This window comes from Lentzea sokolovensis (assembly GCF_033949975.1).
Taxonomy (GTDB): domain Bacteria; phylum Actinomycetota; class Actinomycetes; order Mycobacteriales; family Pseudonocardiaceae; genus Lentzea; species Lentzea sokolovensis.
The window spans coordinates 1-19,111 of record NZ_JAXAVU010000009.1 but is presented as its reverse complement, the minus strand read 5'-3'; the positions used below and the strand labels follow the sequence as shown (position 1 = coordinate 19,111).

17 protein-coding genes, 2 tRNA genes and 1 other RNA gene are annotated in these 19,111 nt (G+C 69.5%); 9 read left to right on the top strand and 11 right to left on the bottom strand.

The features are described 5' to 3' along the window. Positions 1–14 precede the first annotated feature (14 nt). From SK854_RS17370 to SK854_RS17350, 5 genes are all read right to left on the bottom strand, one after another. On the bottom strand, positions 15–1,739 hold the full coding sequence (locus tag SK854_RS17370; RefSeq protein ID WP_319976143.1) for a hypothetical protein: 1,725 nt from the start codon (positions 1,737–1,739) through the stop codon (positions 15–17). Between the two features lie 19 nt (positions 1,740–1,758). After that, positions 1,759–3,303, bottom strand: a complete 1,545-nt coding sequence (locus SK854_RS17365; RefSeq protein ID WP_319976142.1) for a fibronectin type III domain-containing protein — start codon at positions 3,301–3,303, stop codon at positions 1,759–1,761. A 9-nt stretch (positions 3,304–3,312) separates the two neighbouring features. Then, on the bottom strand, positions 3,313–4,260 hold the full coding sequence (locus SK854_RS17360) for a prephenate dehydrogenase (protein WP_319976141.1): 948 nt from the start codon (positions 4,258–4,260) through the stop codon (positions 3,313–3,315). Positions 4,261–4,298: 38 nt separating this feature from the next. After that, positions 4,299–4,499, bottom strand: a complete 201-nt coding sequence (locus SK854_RS17355; protein WP_319976140.1) for a hypothetical protein — start codon at positions 4,497–4,499, stop codon at positions 4,299–4,301. A 276-nt stretch (positions 4,500–4,775) separates the two neighbouring features. Further along, positions 4,776–5,981, bottom strand: coding sequence for a M20 metallopeptidase family protein (locus SK854_RS17350; RefSeq protein WP_319976139.1), 1,206 nt, complete (start codon positions 5,979–5,981; stop codon positions 4,776–4,778). Between the two features lie 60 nt (positions 5,982–6,041). Here SK854_RS17350 and SK854_RS17345 point away from each other — a divergent pair, with 60 nt between their 5' ends. From SK854_RS17345 to SK854_RS17335, 3 genes are all read left to right on the top strand, one after another. Continuing rightward, entirely contained in the window at positions 6,042–6,530 is a 489-nt protein-coding gene (locus SK854_RS17345; RefSeq protein WP_319976138.1) for a tRNA adenosine deaminase-associated protein, read from the top strand. Positions 6,531–6,544: 14 nt separating this feature from the next. Next, positions 6,545–6,976 (top strand): nucleoside deaminase, encoded by a 432-nt coding sequence (locus SK854_RS17340; RefSeq protein WP_319976928.1) that lies wholly within the window; start codon positions 6,545–6,547, stop codon positions 6,974–6,976. Positions 6,977–7,008: 32 nt separating this feature from the next. Beyond that, positions 7,009–7,093 (top strand) — tRNA-Ser (locus tag SK854_RS17335). A 43-nt stretch (positions 7,094–7,136) separates the two neighbouring features. On the opposite strand, the gene SK854_RS17330 is transcribed toward SK854_RS17335, so the two are convergent. Further along, positions 7,137–7,907: a maleylpyruvate isomerase family mycothiol-dependent enzyme gene (locus SK854_RS17330; protein ID WP_319976137.1), complete on the bottom strand. Its 771-nt coding sequence runs from the start codon at positions 7,905–7,907 to the stop codon at positions 7,137–7,139. A 2-nt stretch (positions 7,908–7,909) separates the two neighbouring features. Further along, complete coding sequence (locus SK854_RS17325) at positions 7,910–8,680, bottom strand: maleylpyruvate isomerase family mycothiol-dependent enzyme (RefSeq protein ID WP_319976136.1); 771 nt, start codon at positions 8,678–8,680, stop codon at positions 7,910–7,912. A 199-nt stretch (positions 8,681–8,879) separates the two neighbouring features. Between SK854_RS17325 and SK854_RS17320 the strand changes: the two genes are divergently transcribed. After that, positions 8,880–11,315 carry an endonuclease/exonuclease/phosphatase family protein gene (locus tag SK854_RS17320; protein ID WP_319976135.1) on the top strand — a complete coding sequence of 812 codons (2,436 nt, stop codon included), beginning with the start codon at positions 8,880–8,882 and terminating at the stop codon, positions 11,313–11,315. A 26-nt stretch (positions 11,316–11,341) separates the two neighbouring features. Here SK854_RS17320 and SK854_RS17315 read toward each other — a convergent pair whose 3' ends face one another. From SK854_RS17315 to SK854_RS17305, 3 genes are all read right to left on the bottom strand, one after another. Continuing rightward, entirely contained in the window at positions 11,342–11,983 is a 642-nt protein-coding gene (locus SK854_RS17315; protein WP_319976134.1) for a GOLPH3/VPS74 family protein, read from the bottom strand. Then, the gene (locus SK854_RS17310) at positions 11,983–12,642 is read right to left on the bottom strand and encodes a GOLPH3/VPS74 family protein (protein WP_319976133.1); all 660 of its coding nucleotides are present in this window, start codon (positions 12,640–12,642) and stop codon (positions 11,983–11,985) included. The genes SK854_RS17315 and SK854_RS17310 overlap by 1 nt, the downstream gene beginning before the upstream one ends. Before the next feature lie 62 nt (positions 12,643–12,704). After that, positions 12,705–12,789 (bottom strand) — tRNA-Ser (locus SK854_RS17305). 130 nt (positions 12,790–12,919) lie between these two features. Between SK854_RS17305 and SK854_RS17300 the strand changes: the two genes are divergently transcribed. From SK854_RS17300 to SK854_RS17290, 3 genes are read left to right on the top strand one after another with little or no spacing between them, the layout of a single operon-like run. Continuing rightward, a complete protein-coding gene (locus SK854_RS17300) occupies positions 12,920–13,258 on the top strand; it encodes a YciI family protein (protein ID WP_319976132.1) in 339 nt (112 codons plus the stop codon). Between the two features lie 4 nt (positions 13,259–13,262). Beyond that, positions 13,263–14,441, top strand: coding sequence for an RNA polymerase sigma factor (locus SK854_RS17295; protein WP_319976131.1), 1,179 nt, complete (start codon positions 13,263–13,265; stop codon positions 14,439–14,441). Further along, complete coding sequence (locus tag SK854_RS17290; protein WP_319976130.1) at positions 14,438–15,010, top strand: maleylpyruvate isomerase family mycothiol-dependent enzyme; 573 nt, start codon at positions 14,438–14,440, stop codon at positions 15,008–15,010. The genes SK854_RS17295 and SK854_RS17290 overlap by 4 nt, the downstream gene beginning before the upstream one ends. Here the strand turns inward: SK854_RS17290 and SK854_RS17285 are convergent. Beyond that, positions 15,007–16,746, bottom strand: coding sequence for a beta-N-acetylhexosaminidase family protein (locus SK854_RS17285; protein WP_319976129.1), 1,740 nt, complete (start codon positions 16,744–16,746; stop codon positions 15,007–15,009). The two genes, SK854_RS17290 and SK854_RS17285, sit on opposite strands and share 4 nt — an antisense overlap. Positions 16,747–16,861: 115 nt before the next feature. On the opposite strand from SK854_RS17285, the gene ffs reads away from it, so the two are divergent. Continuing rightward, positions 16,862–16,958: signal recognition particle sRNA small type (gene ffs / locus SK854_RS17280), an RNA gene on the top strand. Positions 16,959–16,988: 30 nt separating this feature from the next. Continuing rightward, on the top strand, positions 16,989–19,037 hold the full coding sequence (locus tag SK854_RS17275; RefSeq protein ID WP_319976128.1) for a DNA polymerase III subunit gamma and tau: 2,049 nt from the start codon (positions 16,989–16,991) through the stop codon (positions 19,035–19,037). Positions 19,038–19,111: the final 74 nt, after the last annotated feature.

Sequence of the window (19,111 nt, the reverse complement as noted above, 5' to 3'; positions counted from 1 at the left end):
CCATCTTGCGGCATTCACGGCTTGAGCAAAAAAGGAACGTAACCCGTCTCCGGGTGCACCTCTGAATCAGTGCTGAACGCCTTCACCTCGATGGCGTGCGCCCCGGCGGTCATCGCCCCCGTCTTGAGTGAAATCCGCCACCGGCCCGCGGCGGCGGGTCCGTCGGCCGTAGTCGGCACGGTGGCGACGTGGTTGCCGTCGAGCCTGATCTCGAACCCGGCGAGGCCCGCCACGGCCGCGTCGAGGGCGTTGACCCGGACCTCCAGAACGACCCGGCCGCGGTTGAAGGCGGCGCCGTTCTCGATGGGCTGGCCGCTCGCGTCCAGGACCTCGGGGATCGGGTCGGCGAGCGTCGGCCTGGCCTCCACCAGGGGAGTGCCGGGCTGGCGGCGCGGTTCCTTCTTCGGGCCGGTCAGTTCGACGTCGGTGTGGGTGACCTGGATGCGCTCCTGGGTGACGAGCTGCACGTTCAGGTTGTCGGTGAAGGCCTCTTTGGGCAGGTCGGCGACGGCCGGGTACTCCGCGCCGGGCTTCCACGGCGTGCCCTCGATCGCCGGCCGGAGCGGTACCTGGACGCCGTTGACCTTGACGGCGGTGACCGGCTCGCTCTCGCGCGACGGAATGAGAGCGATGCGCAGCTGACCCGAGGTGACGTCCGCGATGGGGTTGGCGCTCGTGCTCGCCGGACCGTCCACGCGGACCTGAGGCGTCGGGCCCGCGAGCGGCGCGTCGGCCTTGGCGGTGCGGTAGCCGATCAGGTCGACGCCGGCGCGGATCCGGTCGCCCGCCAGTGCCGCCACGCCGACCAGCGCGGTGGCCTCGCGCCACTGCGGCACGAACGGCGAGGTGGCGACGACGTCTCCGTCGCGCACGACCTGGACGCCGGCCGGGGTCAGCACGAGTTCCCAGCGCACGGTCACGCCGGGCAGTGCGGCGGGGACGGGCTTGACCGCGGTGCCGTTCGGGACGAGTTCGACGATCGAGTTGCCGGAGTTGTCGGTGGAGACCGTGGCGCGGACGGTGTTCGGTGGCACCGGTTCGCCCTGCACGCTGACCGGGCCCGGCACGAGGTCGAGCAGCAGCTTGCCGCCGGTGCCGGGGGCGTCGGTCTCGATCACGAGCCGGCTCTCGTCGTCGCCGCGGACGAACGGCGTGCGCGACCTCAGCGTCACCGCGCGGGTGCCGCAGCTGCTGCTGATCACGAGCCGGTCGTGGTCGTTCTCGTCGCCGCTGGTGGCGCGGGCGCAGTCGGTGCGCTTGGAGAGCCTCCAAAGTTGGAGGTCGGGCTCGTCGGAAGAGTCGAAGCGGTCGACGAACGTGTACGGGGCGTTGTCGGCGCGCGGGGTCGCCTTGGCGTGGGCGGGCTGCGAACGCTGACCGAACGAGTCGACGGCGCGGATGTCGATCTGCTGCTCGCGTTCGTTCTCCAGGCCGTTGAGCTGCGTGCCGGGGCGCGTGACGAGCTTGACCTTGTCGCCCCACCGCACCTCGTACGCGGGCGCGTCGCCGGTCCAGCTGAGCTGGATCTTGTGGTGGCCCGCGCGTGCGACGACGCCTGCCGGTGTGGCCGGACGACCCTGGGGGCCCGGCACCAGCACCTGCTCCGCCACGTACGGCTTGAGCTTCGTCGGCGCCGGGGGCGCGACCGGCAGGCCCGAGTCGCTCCCGCCGGTGTCGCGCAGGACGATCACGCCCGCCACCAGCGCGAGGCCCACGACGACGAAGGCGACCCGCTTCATAGCGGTCACGCTAAGGCGTTCACCCCAGCTCGAACACGGTTTCCGCGATAACGGGTTCGCCACCGTCCGCCGGAAGGACGCTGAGCTTGAGCCGAGCGTGTGCCGAAGGGGTCAGCTTCGTGGTGTCGAGCCAGAACTCGTGCCTGCCGGGAACGCCGGGGCCCTGCTCGTTGGTGGGCAGCGAGACGATCCGCCTGCCGTCGAGTTCGAGCTCGATGCCGCGGTGCCCGATGGCGTTGACCTCGGCCGTGATCAGGACGCGTCCCTTGCCGGGCAACGGTTGCGGGGGCTTGGTGCCGTCCTCGTGCATGACGTGCAGCCGCGGCGCGCCGGTCTTGATGCCGCCGGGCCGGTCCGCGAGCCGGGGGAGCGTGCCGGGGCGGCTCTCGGGTTTGCGGATGACGACGAGCTGGGCTTCCTGGGCAGCGACTTTGCCTGCGCTGAGCGGCAGTTCGGTGACCGTGACCTGGCCCGCGTCCGGTTTGACGAGCTTCGCGGCCACGACGTCCTGCGGTAGGTCGACGTCGCGGTCCAGCGTGATGACCTCGGTGGGCACGACGCGTTCCGGCACGCCTCCGACGCCGAACGCGTCCAGGAAACCGCCGCCGTCGATGCGGATCCGGGGGTGCACCAGCCGTTCCCTGATCGCGACGGGCTCGTAGGCGACCACGACGCCGTCCCGCAACGCGACCACGGCCTCGGGCAGCACCCGCATCTCCCAGCGGTGCCGCACGCCCGCGACGAGCCCGGTCATCGGCGCGTCGCCCAGGTCGATCTGCTTGCCGGTGCGGGGAAGATCGGGGTCGGCGACGATCCGCGTGCCCTGCGTCGTGATGTCGAGGCTGACCGCGCCCTTCGGCTGCGCGTCGGTCTCCTTGAGGTACTGCCACGGATCGGGCAGCAACGTCAGCCGCACGTGACTCGACTCGACCGCGCCCGCGACGCTGATGATCGCCCGGCCGGTCGCGCCGTCGCTCGCAGGCACTCCGAACCTGATCGGAGTGTTGCTCTGGAAAGCGGCCATCGGGCAGTCGACGTCGATGCGCTTGCTCTGCCCGAACTGCCTGAGCCCCAGGCACTCCGGTTCCGCCTCGACCCGCCACTTCCGCGGATCGAGCGCCTCCGGGCCGTCGAACCTGTCCGCCTGGCCGACGAGCTGGTCCTCCCACTTGCCGTTGTAGACGTCCTTGGGCGTCGCGGCGATCCTGAGCGGCTCACTGCGCCTGCCGGTCGCGCTGACCGCCCGGATCTCGACCTCGGTCTGGGTGTCGGGGCTCAGGTTCGGCAGCTCGACCTCGGGACCGGGCACGAGCTGCTCGTTGCCGTTCCAGCGCACCTCGTAGGCCGACGCCGAGCCGTTCCACGCGATCTGCAGCGCGTCCACGTCCAGCGCCTGAGCCCTGGCGTTGGAGGGTTTCATCGGTTCCTGGAGCGCGACGACCTCGACGCCGTCCGCCGTTTCCTTCTTGAGGGTGTCCGGCGCGTCACCGGCCCGGAGCACCACGACGGCGGCCACGACGAGCGCGAGTCCACCGAGTCCGCCGGCGAGCGTCCGTCGATCCACTCGGCGACCCTACGACGTTTCCGCTTGCGCGGTGCTGCCGTTCAGCCCAACCACACGTCCGCCGCGAGACCCAAGATTCCGCAGCGCCGCGAGTGCTCCCGGCTTGGTCAGATCGATCGTGATCTTGGTGCGCTGCGGCTGGTTGACCAGCACGTTCCGGCCGTCGTGCCCGGCCTCGATGGTCTTCGCCAGACCACCGGTGGACGCCAGCGAACCCCTCGCCGCGCCGAGCCGTCCCAGTGCGTCGTCCACGGCCATCAGCAGCGCGTCCCGGTTCCCCTCGCACATGGCCCTGACGAGTTCCGGCCTGCTGCCCGCGACCCGCGTGCCGTCCCCGAAACTGCCCGCCGCGAGCGCCATGGCGAGCGGCCCGCCGTCCGCCCCGACCGCGGCCAGGATCGCCGCCATGATGTGCGGCAGGTGGCTGATCCGCGCCACCGCCTCGTCGTGCTCCTCCGGCGTCGTCGGCACCACGTGCGCGCCGAGGTCGAGCGCGAGCTGAATGACGTCGTTGAGGTGGTCGTCGGCCTCCTCAGGCGTGACGACCCACGCGGCACCCTGGAAGAGGGTCTTGCCGCCGGCACTCCACCCGCTCTTGCTGGTGCCGGCCATCGGGTGCCCGCCGACGAAGCGGACGCCCTTCGCGTACCGGTGCACGGCGTCGTGCACGGGCCCCTTGACGCTGGTCACGTCCGTGAGCCGAGTGCCGGCGGGGATCTTGCGGAGCAGGTCCGGCAGCGCGGGCATCGGCACGGCGAGGACCACGAGCGCCTCGGCGTTCCGGCTGAGGGCCTCGTCCACGCTCACGATGTCGAAGCCCTCGGCGCGCGCGTTGTCCGCGTCCTCTTTGCTCGCCGTCGCACCCCACACCGTGCGCCCGGCAGCCTTGGCGGCCCGCAGCACGGAGCCGCCGATCAGTCCCAGTCCGATCACGCACACGTCTCGCACGGCGCCCATCATTCCGTGCGACGCGTACGCGGACTAAGCACGCCTGGTCAGGCGCTGCCGGCGAGGCGGCGCAGCACGGCCAGAGCGCCCTGCCAGCTGGCCCTGGTCACGACCACGGTGCCTGCCAGAGCGGCGAGGGTGATCAGCAGCGCGGACCAAGGATCCTGACCCCGCGTGATCAACCAGCCCATGAAGCCGAAGGTCGCCGCGACGATCAAAGCGTGAGCAGGAGTGATTGGTTGCGTCACTGCACAACTCCATTTGGGGTTGCGAAATTGGGTGCGCAGATACTTGCACGGCGGCCGAAGAAGGGCAAGAAGAAGGCTTTGATGTGTCTGTATCCGCAGGTAGGGATCCGTTGGGGCGTTTGGTCGAACTGTGGTTAATGAATCAGTAGGGTGTGCAAATTTGCGCGAGCTGGTGCAAATTTGCGCGAGCTTGCAAATTTGCGTGAAATGGCGGGAGTGCGAACGGTTGCCCCGCGCCCGTCGTCGCGGTGGACAACCGTTCGCACTCGCTGCGATCTAGCGGAGGGCGTCCAGCGCGAACGCCGCGTACATCGCCACCCCGTGCTCCATGGCGGCCTCGTCGAACAGCACCCGGTTCGAGTGGTTCGGTGCGGCATCCTCCAGGTCGACGCCCCGCGGGCAGGCCCCGAGGAACGCCAACGCCCCTGGAACCCGCTGCAGCACGTAGGAGAAGTCCTCCGCTCCCATCAGCGGATCCTGCATCGGCTCGCTCCAGGAGGCACCCATCGCCGCGGCCGCCAGATCCACCACGTGCTGCCCGACGACGTCGTCGTTCACCGTCACCGGGTAGCCCGGCACGATGCTGACCTCGGCATGGCACCCGTAGGCGGCGGCCGTGTGCTTGATGGCCTGCTTGAGCTCCTTGTGCACGAGCGTGCGCGTCTCCTCCGACAACGTCCTGATCGTCCCGTCGAGGGTCGCGACCTCGGGGATGATGTTCGTCGTCGTGCCGGCGTGGATCTGCGCCACGGTCACCACGGCGGGCTGGTGAACGCTCACCCGCCGCCCGAGCATCGTCTGGATCGCCCCGACCATCGCGGCCGCGGCGGGCACCGGGTCCAGCGCGTTGTGCGGCATCGCACCGTGACCGCCGCGACCCTTCACGTGCACGTGGAACGAGTCCGCGGACGCCATCATCGGCCCCGGCCGGCACGTCACCACGCCCGACTTCATCGTGGACGTGATGTGCAGCGCGAACGCCTTCTCCACGCCGTCGTCGAGCAGGCCCTCCTCGATCATGTGCCGGGCGCCGTGATGGCCTTCCTCGCCCGGCTGGAACATGAACAGGACGCGGCCTTTCAAAGCGTCACGCCGGTCCGCCAGCAGCCGCGCGGAGGCGGCCAGCATCGCCACGTGCGTGTCGTGGCCGCAGGCGTGCATGTTGCCGTCCACTTCGGACGCGAACGGCAGACCCGTCGCCTCCTGGAGCGGCAGGCCGTCCATGTCGCCGCGCAACAGCACCGTCGGCCCCGGCCGCTCGCCCTCGAGCACCGCCACGACCGAGGTCGACGACTCGCCCTTCGTGACCTTGACAGGCAACCCCTCCAGCGCGTGCAGGACGGCGGCCTGCGTCTTGGGGAGGTGAAGTCCCTGTTCAGGGTGCCGGTGGATCTGACGGCGCAGCGCCACCGTGCGGGGCTGGAGCGAACGAGCCCCTTCGAGCAATCCGGCGAGACGGGGGTCCGGCGTAGTTGTGCTCATCTACCGATGGTGCCACCACCTCGGCTACCGGGAAGGTCGTCTGGGCCCTACGGTGTGCACATGACACAGCAGGAGCCGGTCAACGGCTTCGCGGTCGCGGTCGTCCGAGAGGACGGCCGCTGGCGGTGCAGCAGGATGGACAGCTCCGCGCTGTCGGAGCTGGACGCGGCGATCACGGAGCTGCGCCAACTGAGGTCGACAGGAGCTGTGTTCGGTCTCCTCGCCGTCGACGACGAGTTCTTCATCATCCTGCGTCCTGTGCCGGGTGGCGTAGCGCTGCTGCTGTCCGACGCGGCCGCCGCGCTCGACTACGACATCGCGGCCGACGTTCTCGATCTCCTCCGTGTCGACCCACCGGACGAAGAGGACAACGAACTCTGGCCGGAAGGCGACCTGGGCGTCCTGACCGACCTGGGCATGCCCTCGCACGAACTCCAGATCATCGTCGACGAGGTCGACCTCTACCCGGACGAGCAGCTCCAGATGATCGCCCAGCGCATCGGCTTCATCGACGAGCTCACGAAACTGCTCGACACGATCCAAGCGTGATCACTTCCGAAGAGATGGTCCGGGCCGCCCTGAAAGCGGCCTCGCACGCAGGCGCGGACGTCCCGATCGGCGCCGTCGTCTTCGCGCCGGACGGTTCCGTGCTGTCCGAGGCCTGCAACGCACGCGAAGCGCTCGGCGACCCGACCGCGCACGCCGAGATCCTGGCGTTGCGTGCCGCCGCCGCGAAGTACGGCGACGGCTGGCGGCTCGACGGCTGCACGCTCGCGGTGACGCTGGAACCCTGCACGATGTGCGCGGGCGCCCTGGTGCTCGCCCGTGTTTCCCGTCTCGTCTTCGGCGCCTGGGAGCCCAAAACCGGGGCCGTGGCGTCGTTGTGGGACGTCGTGCGCGACCGCCGGCTCAACCACCGGCCGGAGGTGCAGGGCGGCGTGCTGGAACAGGAGTGCGCTGACCTGCTCGAACGCTTCTTCCGGACCCAGCGTTAAGCCAGTCGCGCGGGCTGTGTATTGTTCTTATCGGTGGCGTGTCCGAGCGGCCGAAGGAGCACGCCTCGAAAGCGTGTGAGGTGAAAGCCTCCGTGGGTTCAAATCCCACCGCCACCGCTGTTGAAGGGCCCCGGAGCGATCCGGGGCCCTTCTTGCGTCTTCAGAACCTCATCGCGTCCAGGAACTTGGCCAGCAGCCCGGCGTCTCCGGTCACCTCGAGACCTTCCGCCCCGCGCCGCCGGTACAGCGCCAGCAGGATGTCCATGACCGGTCCGCGCACCGCGACCGACCAATTCTCCTCGTCCTCCGTCAGCCTCGGCTCGGTTCCGCTGAAGTCGACCGTCCACATCTGCGCGGTGTCCGTCGTCTCGAAGTGCAGGGCGCCGGAGCCGAGCAGCTCGGATACGGCCGGCCGAAGGTCGAAGATGATCTGCGAGATCGCGGTGATCCACTCGTACAAGGTGTCGTAGGCCACGCGTTCGTCGACTTCGAACGGCAGGCCGAGCGCGTCGAAGGCGTCCCAGCGGTGCATGACCGTCTCGTGCGCCATCCGCCTCGACCAGAAGTCCGGCCCCGGCTCGCCGGGCCGCAGCACCGCGATCATCGCCCGCCGGTCGACGGGCAGCATCGTGTCCGAGATCAGCGACGCGCCCTCGATCAGCCACGGGCCCAGCTCCGCGGCGGTCTCGCCGGTGTACTCGGAGACCGAGTGCGCCTTGCTGAGTGACCTGTCGACCTCCGGGAACCGTTCCCCGACCATCTGCGCGATCCACCGGTGCGCGTGGCCGAGATGGCGCAGCAACTGGTTGAGCGTCCAGTTCGGAGTGGCCGGCACCGGGATCGAGAGATCGGCGCCCTCGATCCCCGTGACCAGCAGCGACGTCTCGGAGACGATGATGGCCAGGCGTTCCTCGTAGCTCAGCGACCCCATGGTCAAAAACGTACGCGCTCCAGGACCAGCGAGAGCAGGTCCGCGTTCCCGAACACCTCCAGCCCCTCGACCGACCGACGCCGATAAACAGCCAGCACCAGATCGACGACGGGTCCGCGCAACGCCACGTCGGCCTTCGCGTGTCCCTCCTCGACCACCGGCGCGGGACCGGTGAGATCGATCACGAACTCCGCCTCGACGTCCGTGGCGTGCAGGTGCACGGTTCCGGAACCGGCAAGAGGAGCGGTCTCCTCAGGCCACCGCTGGAACGCGTACGGAAGTGCGAGACCGGTCCACTCGCGCAGCGTGTCCTGAGCGAGCTCCGGGTCCAGCGCGTACGGCAGACCCAGGGCGTTGGCCACGTCCCACCTGTGGATCACGGTCTCGTGCGTCATCCGGCGCGACCACACGCGCGGGCCGGGGAAGCCGCCCAGCGGCGCGATCATCTCGTCCGGGTCGACCTCCCTGAGCACCTCGGACAAAGACGCGGCGCCCTCCCGCAGCCACGGGATCAGCACGGACGGCGACTCACCCACATACGAGTCCAGGAGCTGCGCGCCGTTGCGGGAGAAGTCGATCTCCGGCAGCCTGTCGCGGAGCATCGAGTCTGCCCAACGGTGGGCGTGGCCTACGTGGCGGAGCAGTTGGTTGAGGGTCCAGTCTGGAGCCGACGGGACCTGAATGCCCAGGTCAGCGTCGTCCAGGGAGGCGACCAGCAGTTCGGTCTGGTTGATGATCTCGGCGCAGCGGCGCTCGTAGCTCGGAATCCCCACGTACCAAATGTAGGGACGCCGGCCGGTGCCTGGGAGGGGCCCACGGGCCGGCGTTCCGAAATGGAGCATACACCATGATCGAACACTTGTTCGAGTGATCATTGATGGGCCAACCGGTTAACCGTTAGTAACAACGGCTACCAAAGCTCACCCGATCGGGGAAAGATGCGTCGGTCCGCCGCATCCCCTGGAGGAAGTTTTGAGACCCACCCTGCCCGTCGTCGGGACAGCGGTGGCGGCACTCGTGCTCGCCGCCGTCCCCGCCGTCGCCGCACCCAGCACAGACGCGTTGATCTCCGAGGTCTACGGAGGCGGCGGCAACTCCGGCGCCACCCTCAAGCAGGACTTCGTCGAGCTCGCGAACAAGGGCACCACCCCGATCGCGCTCGACGGCTTCAGCGTCCAGTACATCTCGGCGACCCCCGGCGCGAGCACGCAGTGGGGCGTCACCCCGCTGACCGGTTCGATCGCGCCCGGCAAGACGTTCCTCGTCGCGCAGGCCAAGGGCACCGGCGGCACCGTCGACCTGCCGGCCCCGGACGCCACCGGCACGATCGCCATGAGCGCCACCGGCGGCACCATCGCGCTGGTCAACGGCACCGCGGCGCTGACGTGCAAGACGGTCGCCGACTGCGCGGCCGACACGCGGATCAAGGACCTCGTCGGCTTCGGCACGGCCGTGGTGCGCGAGGCCACCGCGACGAACGCGCTGAGCAACACCACCTCGGCGTCGCGCAAGACGGGTCTCCCCGACACGGACGACAACTCCGCGGACTTCACCGTCGGCGACCCCACCCCGACCAACTCCAAGGGCGAGACCCCGGGCGGCGGCGACCCGGATCCCGACCCGGAGGACCCCACCCCCGGCGACAAGCGCGTCCACGACATCCAGGGCGTCACGCGCATCTCGCCGCTGGTCGGCCAGAAGGTCACCAACGTCCCCGGTGTCGTCACCGGCACGCGCGCCTCGGGTGACCGCGGCTTCTGGATCCAGGACACGGCCCCGGACAACGACCCGCGCACCAGCGAGGGCGTCTTCGTCTACACGGCAGGCAGCGCGCCGACCGTGGCCGTCGGCGACAGCGTGGTGGTCAGCGGCACGATCGCGGAGTACCGGCCGGGCGGTGAGACGGGTTCCAACCAGACCCTCACCGAGATCACCGCGCCCACCACGATCACGGTCTCCAAGGGCAACCCCGTCCCGGCGCCGGTCGTCGTGAAGAACATCCCGACCGGCTACCTGCCCGCTCCGGGCGGCAGCATCGAGCAGCTCCCGCTGGAGCCCGCGAAGTACGGCCTCGACTACTTCGAGTCGCTCGAGGGCACGCTCGTCCAGGTCGACGACGCCCGCGTCGTGGGCCCGAGCAACACGTTCGGCGAGGTCTGGGTGACGGTCAACCCCGACCAGAACAAGAACCTGCGCGGCGGCACCACCTACACGAGCTACGACCAGGCCAACAGCGGCCGACTGAAGATCAAGACCGCGGGGACGCTGCCCGCCTCGAACGTCGGTGACGTGTTCGCCGGCGCGACCGTCGGCGCCATCGAGTACACGAACTTCGGCGGCTACACGCTGGCGGCGCTGAACCTCGGCGCCCACGCGTCGTCCAACCTGCAGCGCGAGATCACCGCGCAGCAGAAGGAGTCCGAGCTCTCGGTCGCGACCTACAACGTCGAGAACCTCGACCCGTCCGACCCGCAGGAGAAGTTCGACCGGCTCGCCGAGGGCGTCACGACGAACCTGCGCAGCCCGGACGTCGTTGTGCTGGAAGAGATCCAGGACAACAACGGCGCGACCAACGACGGCGTCGTCGCGGCGGACCAGACGCTGCAGAAGTTCTCCGACACGATCGTCGCCAAGGGCGGCCCGCGCTACCAGTGGCGGCAGATCGACCCGGAGAACCTCAAGGACGGCGGCGAGCCCGGCGGCAACATCCGCGTCGGCTTCTTCTTCAACCCGCAGCGAGTGTCCTTCGTGGACCGTCCCGGCGGCGACTTCAAGACGCCCGTCCAGGTCGTGAAGAAGAACGGCCGCGCGGCGCTTTCCGTGTCACCGGGCCGGATCGACCCGCTCAACGACGCGTGGGCCAGCAGCCGCAAGCCGCTCGCCGGTGAGTTCAAGTTCCGCGGCCGCACGGTCTTCGTCGTCGCGAACCACTTCAACTCCAAGGGCGGCGACGAGGCCATCCACGGCCGCAACCAGCCGCCGAACCGCACGTCCGAGGTGCAGCGCGGCAAGCAGGCCGCCGCGCTGAAGACGTTCACGGAGCAGATCCGCGCGATCGACAAGGGCGCCAACGTGGTGCTCGCGGGCGACCTGAACGACTACCAGTTCTCGCCCGCCGTCAAGGCCCTCACCGGCGACGGCAACCTCAAGGCGCTGATCGACACGCTGCCCGCGAACGAGCGGTACAGCTACGTCTTCGAGGGCAACTCGCAGACGCTCGACCACCTCGTGATGAGCAAGAACATCACGCGCTTCAGCTACGACGTGGTCCACATCAACGCCGAGTTCGCCGACCAGGCGAGCGACCACGACCCGCAGATCGTCCGCGCCCGCCCGTCCACGGGTGACGCGAACGTCGACAGGATCGTGTTCGCGCTGGAAGACGTTCTCGACTGCCTGAAGAAGTAACCGCCGCTACTGCTGCCGTCGCCGCGTCATCCACCCGACGCGGCGGCGGCAGCTGCCGTTGCGGCACCCACGCCGGCCTGGATCGCCTCGATCGCCCTGCGCACGGCGTCGCCCGCCCAGTTGCCGGCGGCGATGTCCTTGGCGCGCTTGTTCATGTCGCGCTTGTCGCCCTCGACGACCTTGTGCACGGAATTCACCGCGTACAGCAGCGTGATCAACGACCCGGTGCGCGCATCCGCGCCCCGGTAGCCGTGCGCGACCTCGGCGACCGCCTTGCGCACGTCGTTCTGCGCGGCCTCTTTGGTGATCACGTAGCTCTTCGCCGGGAAGATCCCCATCACCTTCCGCGGCTCCACCCGCACGACGCCACGGCTCTCCAGCTGCGCGCCCACGTTGTCCCGCAACTGCTTCCGGATGCGCTCGACCGCGCGCTGCGGCTTCATCGGCTTGTCGATCCGCGTCACCGACTCCTGCAGCACCGGGTCCTTCAGCGGTGTCGGATCGACGATCTGGAGCTTCTTGCCGTTGGGATCGAACGCGACGCGGCCCGAGTTCGCCAGCTCGATGAGCACGGCACCGGCGAGCGCGTTCTCCACCGAGGACGAGTCGGCGCGCAGTTTTCCGTTCTGCTCGTTGATGAACAGCAGCATCAGGTCTTCGTGCAGCATCAGCTGGAACCTCCTCCGACCGACGTGGCCGCCACCGTCGAGGCCACCATCGTCGCCATGACCGCGGCCTGAACCGCCTCCATCGCCTTCTTCACGGCGACACCGGCCCAGTTCCCCGCGGAGATCTCCTTGGCACGTGCGTTCATCTCGCGCTTGTCGCCGTTGAAGACCTTGTGCAGTCCCTTCACCGCGTACAGCAAGGAGATCAGCGCGCCCGTGCGCTCGTCCGGCGCCGCATGCCCCAGCGCCACGTTGCCCACGAGATCGCGAATCTCGCTGACCGCCTGGTGGTCCTGGATCACGTAGCTCTTGGTGGGGAAGATCCCGAGCACCTTGGTCTTCTCGACCGTCAGCACGCCCTGGGCTTCGAGCTGGGCCATCACGTTGTCCCGCACGTGCGTCCGCAACCGCTCCACCGCCCGCTGCGGTTTCATGGGCTTGTTGAGGCGCGTCAACGACTCCTGCAGGAATGCGTTGGTCAACGGCGCCGGGTCGACCACGGCGAGCTTCCTGCCGTCCGGCTCGAACGCGACCCGCCCGGACTTGACCAGCTCCAGCAGGACGGCGCCGGCGAGAGCGTTGTGGATCGCCGTCGAGTCCACGAGCACGCGGCCGTCTTCCTCGTCGAGGAACAGCAGCATCAGGTCTTCGGGCAGCATCATGCAACGTTAACGCGCGAAGGGCGCCGAACGTTGAAGTTCGGCGCCCTTCGTGGCGAGAGCGGAGGATACGGGATTTGAACCCGTGAGGGGGTGAACCCAACACGATTTCCAGTCGTGCGCACTAGGCCGCTATGCGAATCCTCCGTCGAGAACCTTACCGGACGGGTGTTCCGGGGCCCAAAACGGGGGTCGCCGAAAAAAGTCCGGGGCCTGTGTCGATCTGGCGCCTGCCCGCTCGTCGTGATCCCGTAAGACCGGACCGAGGAGGGCATTCGTGAAGTACATGCTGTTGATCTACGCGGCCTCTGACCAGCAGGCGAGCTGCACCGTCCAGGACTGGATCGCCTACGAGAAGGAGATGAAGGACGCGGGCGTCCTCGTCTCCGGCCACTCGCTGGCCGACCTGGTCACGGCGACCACCGTCCAGGTGGGACAGGACGGGAAGCGCACCGTCACCGACGGGCCGTTCGCCGAGACCCGTGAGGTGCTGGGCGGCTACGACATCATCGACGTGCCGGACCTCGACGCCGCGCTGGAGTGGGCCGCGAAGTGTCCCGGCTCGCGCGACGGCGGTGCCGTCGTCGTCCGGCCGATCGCCGAGTTCGACTTCTGATCCGATGAACGTCGAGCAGGTGTTCCGGGAGGAGCGCGGCAGGCTGCTCGCCACCCTGGTCAAGCGGTTCGGTGACCTCGACCTGGCGGAGGAGGTCACCTCCGACGCGATCGAGGCGGCGCTGAAGCACTGGCCGGTGGACGGGGTGCCGGACCGGCCCGGCGCGTGGTTGCTCACGACCGCGCGCCGCAAGGCCGTCGACCGCCTGCGCCGCGACCAGGTCCACGCGGCGCGGCTGGCGTTGCTGCAGGTGGAGGTCGACCGGGCCGATCCGCCCGCGACCGATCCGATGCCGGACGAGCGGCTGGAGCTGTTCTTCACGTGCGCGCACCCCGCGTTGCCCGAGGAGGACAGGGGAGCGCTGACGTTGCGCTGCCTGGCCGGTTTCACGACACCGGAGGTCGCGCGGGCCTACCTGGTGCCGGTCCCGACCATGCAGCAACGGATCGTGCGCGCCAAGAAGAAGATCAAGGAGGCGCGCATCCCGTTCCGCGTGCCGGATCCGCACGAACTGCCGGAACGCCTGCCGGGCGTGCTGCAGGCCGTCTACTCGATCTTCACCGAGGGGTACGCGGCCCAGCGCGCCGATCTCGCGGAGGAAGCGATCAGGCTCGCCAGGATCCTGCACCGGTTGCTGCCCGAACGCGAGGTCACGGGGCTGCTCGCGTTGATGCTGCTGATCCACGCCCGCCGCGACGCCCGCGCCGAACTGCTGGAGGACCAGGACCGCGCGCTCTGGGACCGCGACCTGATCGACGAGGGCAGCGCGCTCGCGGAACGGGCGCTGACCGGCGGACACGGCCCGTACGGGGTCCAGGCGGCGATCAACGCGCTGCACGACGAGGCGCCGGACTTCGCGAGCACCGACTGGCCGCAGATCGTCGCGCTCTACGACGTGCTCGGGAAGCTCAGCCCGTCCCCGGTGGTCTCGCTGAACAGGGCCGCCGCGATCGCCATGCGCGACGGGGCGGCGGCCGGGCTCGCGTTGCTCGACGAACTCGCCGGCGTGCCCAAGCTGCGCGACTACCACCCGTACCGGGCGGCTCGCGCGGATCTGCTGCACCGCCTGGGCCGTGACGACGAGGCCGTCCAGGCCTACCGCGAGGCCATCGCGCTCGCGGGCACCGAATCCGAACAGGACTTCCTGCGCCGCAGGCTGGCCGTCATCGAGGGGCAATCATGATCATGAAGTGGCTGGAGGCGGAACGGCTGAGCGTCGCCGATCTCCTGGAGGACCTGACCGACGACGAGTGGCGGCGCGAGACCCTCTGCACCGGCTGGACCATGCAGGAGATGGCCGCGCACCTGACCACGTCGACGCGCACCGGCTGGCGGGACGTGCTCACCGGCGTGGTGAAGGCGCGGTTCGACTGGGAGCGCATGGAGGACGACAAGGCCCGCACGATCGCGGCGAAGTTCACTCGATCGGAGTTGATCGCGCAGATCCGCGAGACGGCCGGCTCACCGAAGCGTGCGCCCATGGCCGCGCCGATCGATCCGTTGGTCGACTTCCTCGTGCACGGTCAGGACATCGCGCGGCCGTTGGGACGCGTCCGGGAGATGCCGCTCGAACCGGCCCAGGCCGCGTTGGAGCACGTGCTGAAGAGTCCGTTCTGGGGCGCGCGCAAGCGTTTCCGCGAGTCCGGGATTCCGGACCTGCCCGCCCCTGACCTGCTGATGCTCGCCACGGGACGCAAGTTGTCCACAGCTGGGGACAAGCCGGTGGACAACTCGAACACACGTTCGATCTAGAGCCTGGGGGCCTGGGTGAGGAACTTGTCGAGCGTTCCGTCGCCCAGTTTCAGGTCCTTGCTCAGCTTCTTCACGAGCTCGGACGACTCGGTGAAGCCATCGCGCCTGCCGCCCAGTCCGTCCGCCGTGGCCTGCAACGCCCTGCCGTACAGCTCGGTCTGGGCGAGCCAGGGCTCGGAGTCGGTGGCGAAGCCCTTGTCCACGCGCTCCCTGATCGTCTTCGGTGCCCCGGCGAGCACGTCGGCGTAGGCGCGCAGGTCGGCGACGGCGGCCTTCTTGTCCCCGGCCTTCCACCTGTCCTGGAACTCCCTGAGCTCGGCGGCGAGGCGTGGCGCCGTCCACGAGCTCATGTCGAAGAACGCGAGCAGAGCCGTCCGCACCTGCTCGTCACCGCCGGCGAGGAGGTTCGCGTAGCCGAGCTCCGCCGCGTCCTCGTCGTACATGCCGACGTTCCAGGCGTAGTCGGCCATCTCGAACATCGCGACGCGGCTCGCGTAGGCCTGGCTCATCGGGTTGGAGAGCAGGCCGACGACGCTGAGCCCCGGTTCGCGGCCGGAGTACGAGCCGAGCAGCAGCCGTCCCTTCGCGTCCGGGAAGTCGGCGACGGGGTAGTTGTCCCAGATCAGGGTCTTGCGGCCCCACAGCTGCTCGGCGCGCGTGGAGTGGGCCTTGGTGATCGTCGTGGGTACGACCGCCGTGCCGGTCCACATGACCACGACGGACTTGTCGAGGTTGTCGCGGAAGACGCTCTTGTAGGGGGTCTGGTTGATGTCGCCGTACTCGGTGAGGACGGTGATCAGCGGCCCGGAGTCCGGCAGCTGGTTCCGCACGGTCAGCGCGGTGTCGTTGAGCAGGTCGTTCTGCGCGCGTGCCGCGTTCTCCTGGTTGGGCGGGCCGTACGCGTCGCGGTCCTCCTGGCAGTTCCACTTGCCGTAGTCGATGTCGTCCAGCAGCAGCGCGAACGATCTGATGCCCGCGCTGTGCAGCTGGGTCAGCTTGGCCTGGACGGCGTCGCGGTCGGCGTCCTTCGAATAGCACATCGACAGGCCCGGAGCGAGCGAGTAGGTGAACTTCACGTGCCCGGCGGCGGCGCGTTTCGCCAGCTCAGCGATCTGGGCGAGGCGATCCTCAGGGTAGGGGTCGCGCCAGCGTTCGCGGTGGAACGGGTCGTCCTTCGGCGCGTAGACGTAGGAGTTGAACTTGACCGTGGCGGCGAAGTCGAGCTGGGCCTGCTGCTCGGCGTAGGTCCACTGCCGTCCGTAGAAGCCCTCGACGATCCCGCGCTGCGGCAGCGACGGCCGGTCGTCGATCTTGACGCCCGCGAGCTTGCCCTGCCGCACCAGCTGGCGGAGGGTCTGCGCGGCGTAGAACGCACCCGCGGGGTCCGCGCTCGCCACGCTCACCTCGGTGGACCCGACCGTGATCCGGTAGGCCTCCGCCGAGAGTCCCTTGTCGGTGCTGAACCGGATCTTCAGCGCGGCGCTGCCGGTACCACCCGCGAGCGCCTTCTCGACGACCTGCCTCGTGCTCGCCTCGACATCGCCCTCGATGGTCACCGAGGCGGGGATCGGCACGTCCTCCGTCACACGTTCGAGCGTGTGCGGCGTCGGCCACACCATCACGTCGGTCGCACGGTTCGGAACCGCGTCGTCACCCTTGGTGCGGTAGACCAGAACTCCGGCGACGACGGTCGCGGCCACCACGATCACGGCCACCACGAGGCCCGTTCTGCGCATGCCGATCAGTGTGCAGGAGGGAGGTCGGGTAAGTGTGTGCCCAGTTGTCCACAGCTGGGGACAACACTGTGGGCAACTCGAACGTTTGTTCGATCAGGACCCTTCGCTACACTTGCGTCGGACCTCGTGCGGCACACATCTCGCGAACCTCCCCAGGGCCGGAAGGCAGCAAGGATAAGCGGGCTCTGGTGGGTGCACGGGGTCCCCTTTTTGTGTCGGTGGCCACCGGTACTGTTCCGGGCGTGGCGCTCGCTCTGTATCGCAAGTACCGTCCGGCCACGTTCTCCGAGGTCGTTGGCCAGGAGCACGTGACCGATCCGCTGCGCGTCGCTCTGTCGGCAGGCCGGGTGAACCACGCGTACCTGTTCAGTGGCCCCCGCGGCTGCGGCAAGACGTCGTCGGCCCGCATCCTCGCCCGCTCGCTGAACTGCGTGAAGGGCCCGACGCCCGACCCGTGCGGCGAGTGCAACAGCTGCATCGGCCTCGCGCCGAACGGCACCGGCAGCGTCGACGTCGTGGAACTGGACGCGGCCTCGCACGGCGGTGTGGAAGACGCCCGTGATCTCCGCGACAAGGCCTTCTACGCCCCGGCGGAGTCCAAGTACCGCGTCTTCATCATCGACGAGGCGCACATGGTCACCACGCAGGGCTTCAACGCCCTGCTGAAGATCGTGGAAGAGCCTCCAGAGCACCTGATCTTCATCTTCGCGACGACCGAGCCGGACAAGGTCCTCCCGACCATCCGCTCGCGCACGCACCACTACCCGTTCCGCCTGATCCCGCCCGGCGTCATGCGCTCGCTGCTGGAACGCAACTGCGCCGCGGAAGGCGTGGCCGTAGAACCCTCCGTCTTCCCGCTGGTGATCCGCGCGGGCGGCGGCTCGGCCCGAGACACCCAGTCCGTCATGGACCAGCTGCTCTCCGGCGCGGGCTCGGACGGCGTCAAGTACGAGCGGGCCATCTCACTCCTGGGCGTCACCGACTCGGCCCTGATCAACGACGTGGTGGACGGCCTCTCCGCAGGCGACGGCGCCGCCGTCTACGGCACCATCGACCGCCTCGTGGACGCAGGCCACGACCCCCGCCGCTTCGCCTCGGACCTGCTCGACCGCCTCCGCGACCTGGTCCTGCTCTGCGCCGTCCCGGACGCGGCCGAACGCAACCTGGTGAGCGCCCCGGACGACGAAGTGGCCATCATGGCGGCCCAGGCAGAACGAATCGGCCCGGCGGCCCTGACCCGCTACGCCGAGATCGTCCACGCCGGCCTCGTCGACATGCGCGGCGCCACCGCCCCCCGCCTCCTGCTGGAGCTGCTCGTCTCCCGCATGCTCCTGCCGTCGGTGAGCCAGTCGGAAGCCGCTCTCCTCCAACGCCTGGAACAGCTGGAACGCCGCCCCCCGGCAGCGATCGCAGCGGCCTCGGGCGAAGCCCCGCCTCAAGCAGGCGCCCCGGTCTTCACCCGCAGGTCCCAGCAACCGGCAGAACCCGCGGAGCCCGAACAGCCAAGGCAACAGGAACCGCCCCGAGCGGCCCCGGTTCAGGCTCAGCCCGCAGCCGCCGTCGCCCCCACTCCGGCACCGGCCGCGGTAGCCGCGCCCACTCCGTCACCGGTTCCCGCTGTGGCACAGCCCGCGCCCGCAGCCGCAGTCACGGCACCCGTCGCACCGCCACAGCCCGCAGCCTCAACGGCCGGCGGCGGCACCATGGACGCGACGGCGGTCCGCCGAATCTGGTCAGAACTGCTCGCCGCGGTCCGCGCGACCAGCCGAAGCACCGAGGCGATGCTGACCAACGCCATGGTCAGCGAGGTGGACGGCAACGTCGTCACGATCACCCACACATCGGCCCCCCTGGCCCGCCGCCTGGCCGAGTCCCGCAACACCGAGGCCATCGCCACGGCCCTCTCCTCAGTGCTCGGCGGCACCTGGCAGGTCCGCTGCACCCACGGCACCCCGGGCGCAGCCGCACAACAATCAACCCCGGCCAAGGCGGCCCGCCCGGCCCCCACCCGCCCGAGCCAGGCGCAGAACCAACAGTCCCGCCCCCAGCCGGAACCACAACAAAGCCAGGCCCCCCGCCCGCCGGTGGACGACGTCCCACCTCCGCCGGAGCCCCCGGAGCCCGACGACCCGCTCCCGCCGGAACCGGACGACGAAGAAGCAATGCTGGCCGAGGCCGCCCGCCCGGTAGATCCAGGCACGGTGAACGAGGTCCAGGCCAAGGACCCGGAGTCGGTACTGCTCCAACTCCTGGCCGACGAACTGGGCGCCCGCCCGCTGAAGAAGGCCTAGCCACCACCCGCGAAGCCACGGCAAGCCCACGCCCGCAGCGATGCCGGAGGCGAGCCGTCCTTACCGTGCGGTCC

Excerpts from the sequence above, each read along its gene's own strand:
- SK854_RS17370 (WP_319976143.1), bottom strand. The coding sequence starts at position 1,739 with ATGAAGCGGGTCGCCTTCGTCGTCGTGGGCCTCGCGCTGGTGGCGGGC.
- SK854_RS17360 (WP_319976141.1), bottom strand. The coding sequence starts at position 4,260 with ATGGGCGCCGTGCGAGACGTGTGCGTGATCGGACTGGGACTGATCGGC.
- SK854_RS17350 (WP_319976139.1), bottom strand. The coding sequence starts at position 5,981 with ATGAGCACAACTACGCCGGACCCCCGTCTCGCCGGATTGCTCGAAGGG.
- SK854_RS17345 (WP_319976138.1), top strand. The coding sequence starts at position 6,042 with ATGACACAGCAGGAGCCGGTCAACGGCTTCGCGGTCGCGGTCGTCCGA.
- SK854_RS17340 (WP_319976928.1), top strand. The coding sequence starts at position 6,545 with ATGGTCCGGGCCGCCCTGAAAGCGGCCTCGCACGCAGGCGCGGACGTC.
- SK854_RS17330 (WP_319976137.1), bottom strand. The coding sequence starts at position 7,907 with ATGGGGTCGCTGAGCTACGAGGAACGCCTGGCCATCATCGTCTCCGAG.
- SK854_RS17315 (WP_319976134.1), bottom strand. The coding sequence starts at position 11,983 with ATGCTGCACGAAGACCTGATGCTGCTGTTCATCAACGAGCAGAACGGA.
- SK854_RS17310 (WP_319976133.1), bottom strand. The coding sequence starts at position 12,642 with ATGCTGCCCGAAGACCTGATGCTGCTGTTCCTCGACGAGGAAGACGGC.
- SK854_RS17295 (WP_319976131.1), top strand. The coding sequence starts at position 13,263 with ATGAACGTCGAGCAGGTGTTCCGGGAGGAGCGCGGCAGGCTGCTCGCC.
- SK854_RS17290 (WP_319976130.1), top strand. The coding sequence starts at position 14,438 with ATGATCATGAAGTGGCTGGAGGCGGAACGGCTGAGCGTCGCCGATCTC.
- SK854_RS17285 (WP_319976129.1), bottom strand. The coding sequence starts at position 16,746 with ATGCGCAGAACGGGCCTCGTGGTGGCCGTGATCGTGGTGGCCGCGACC.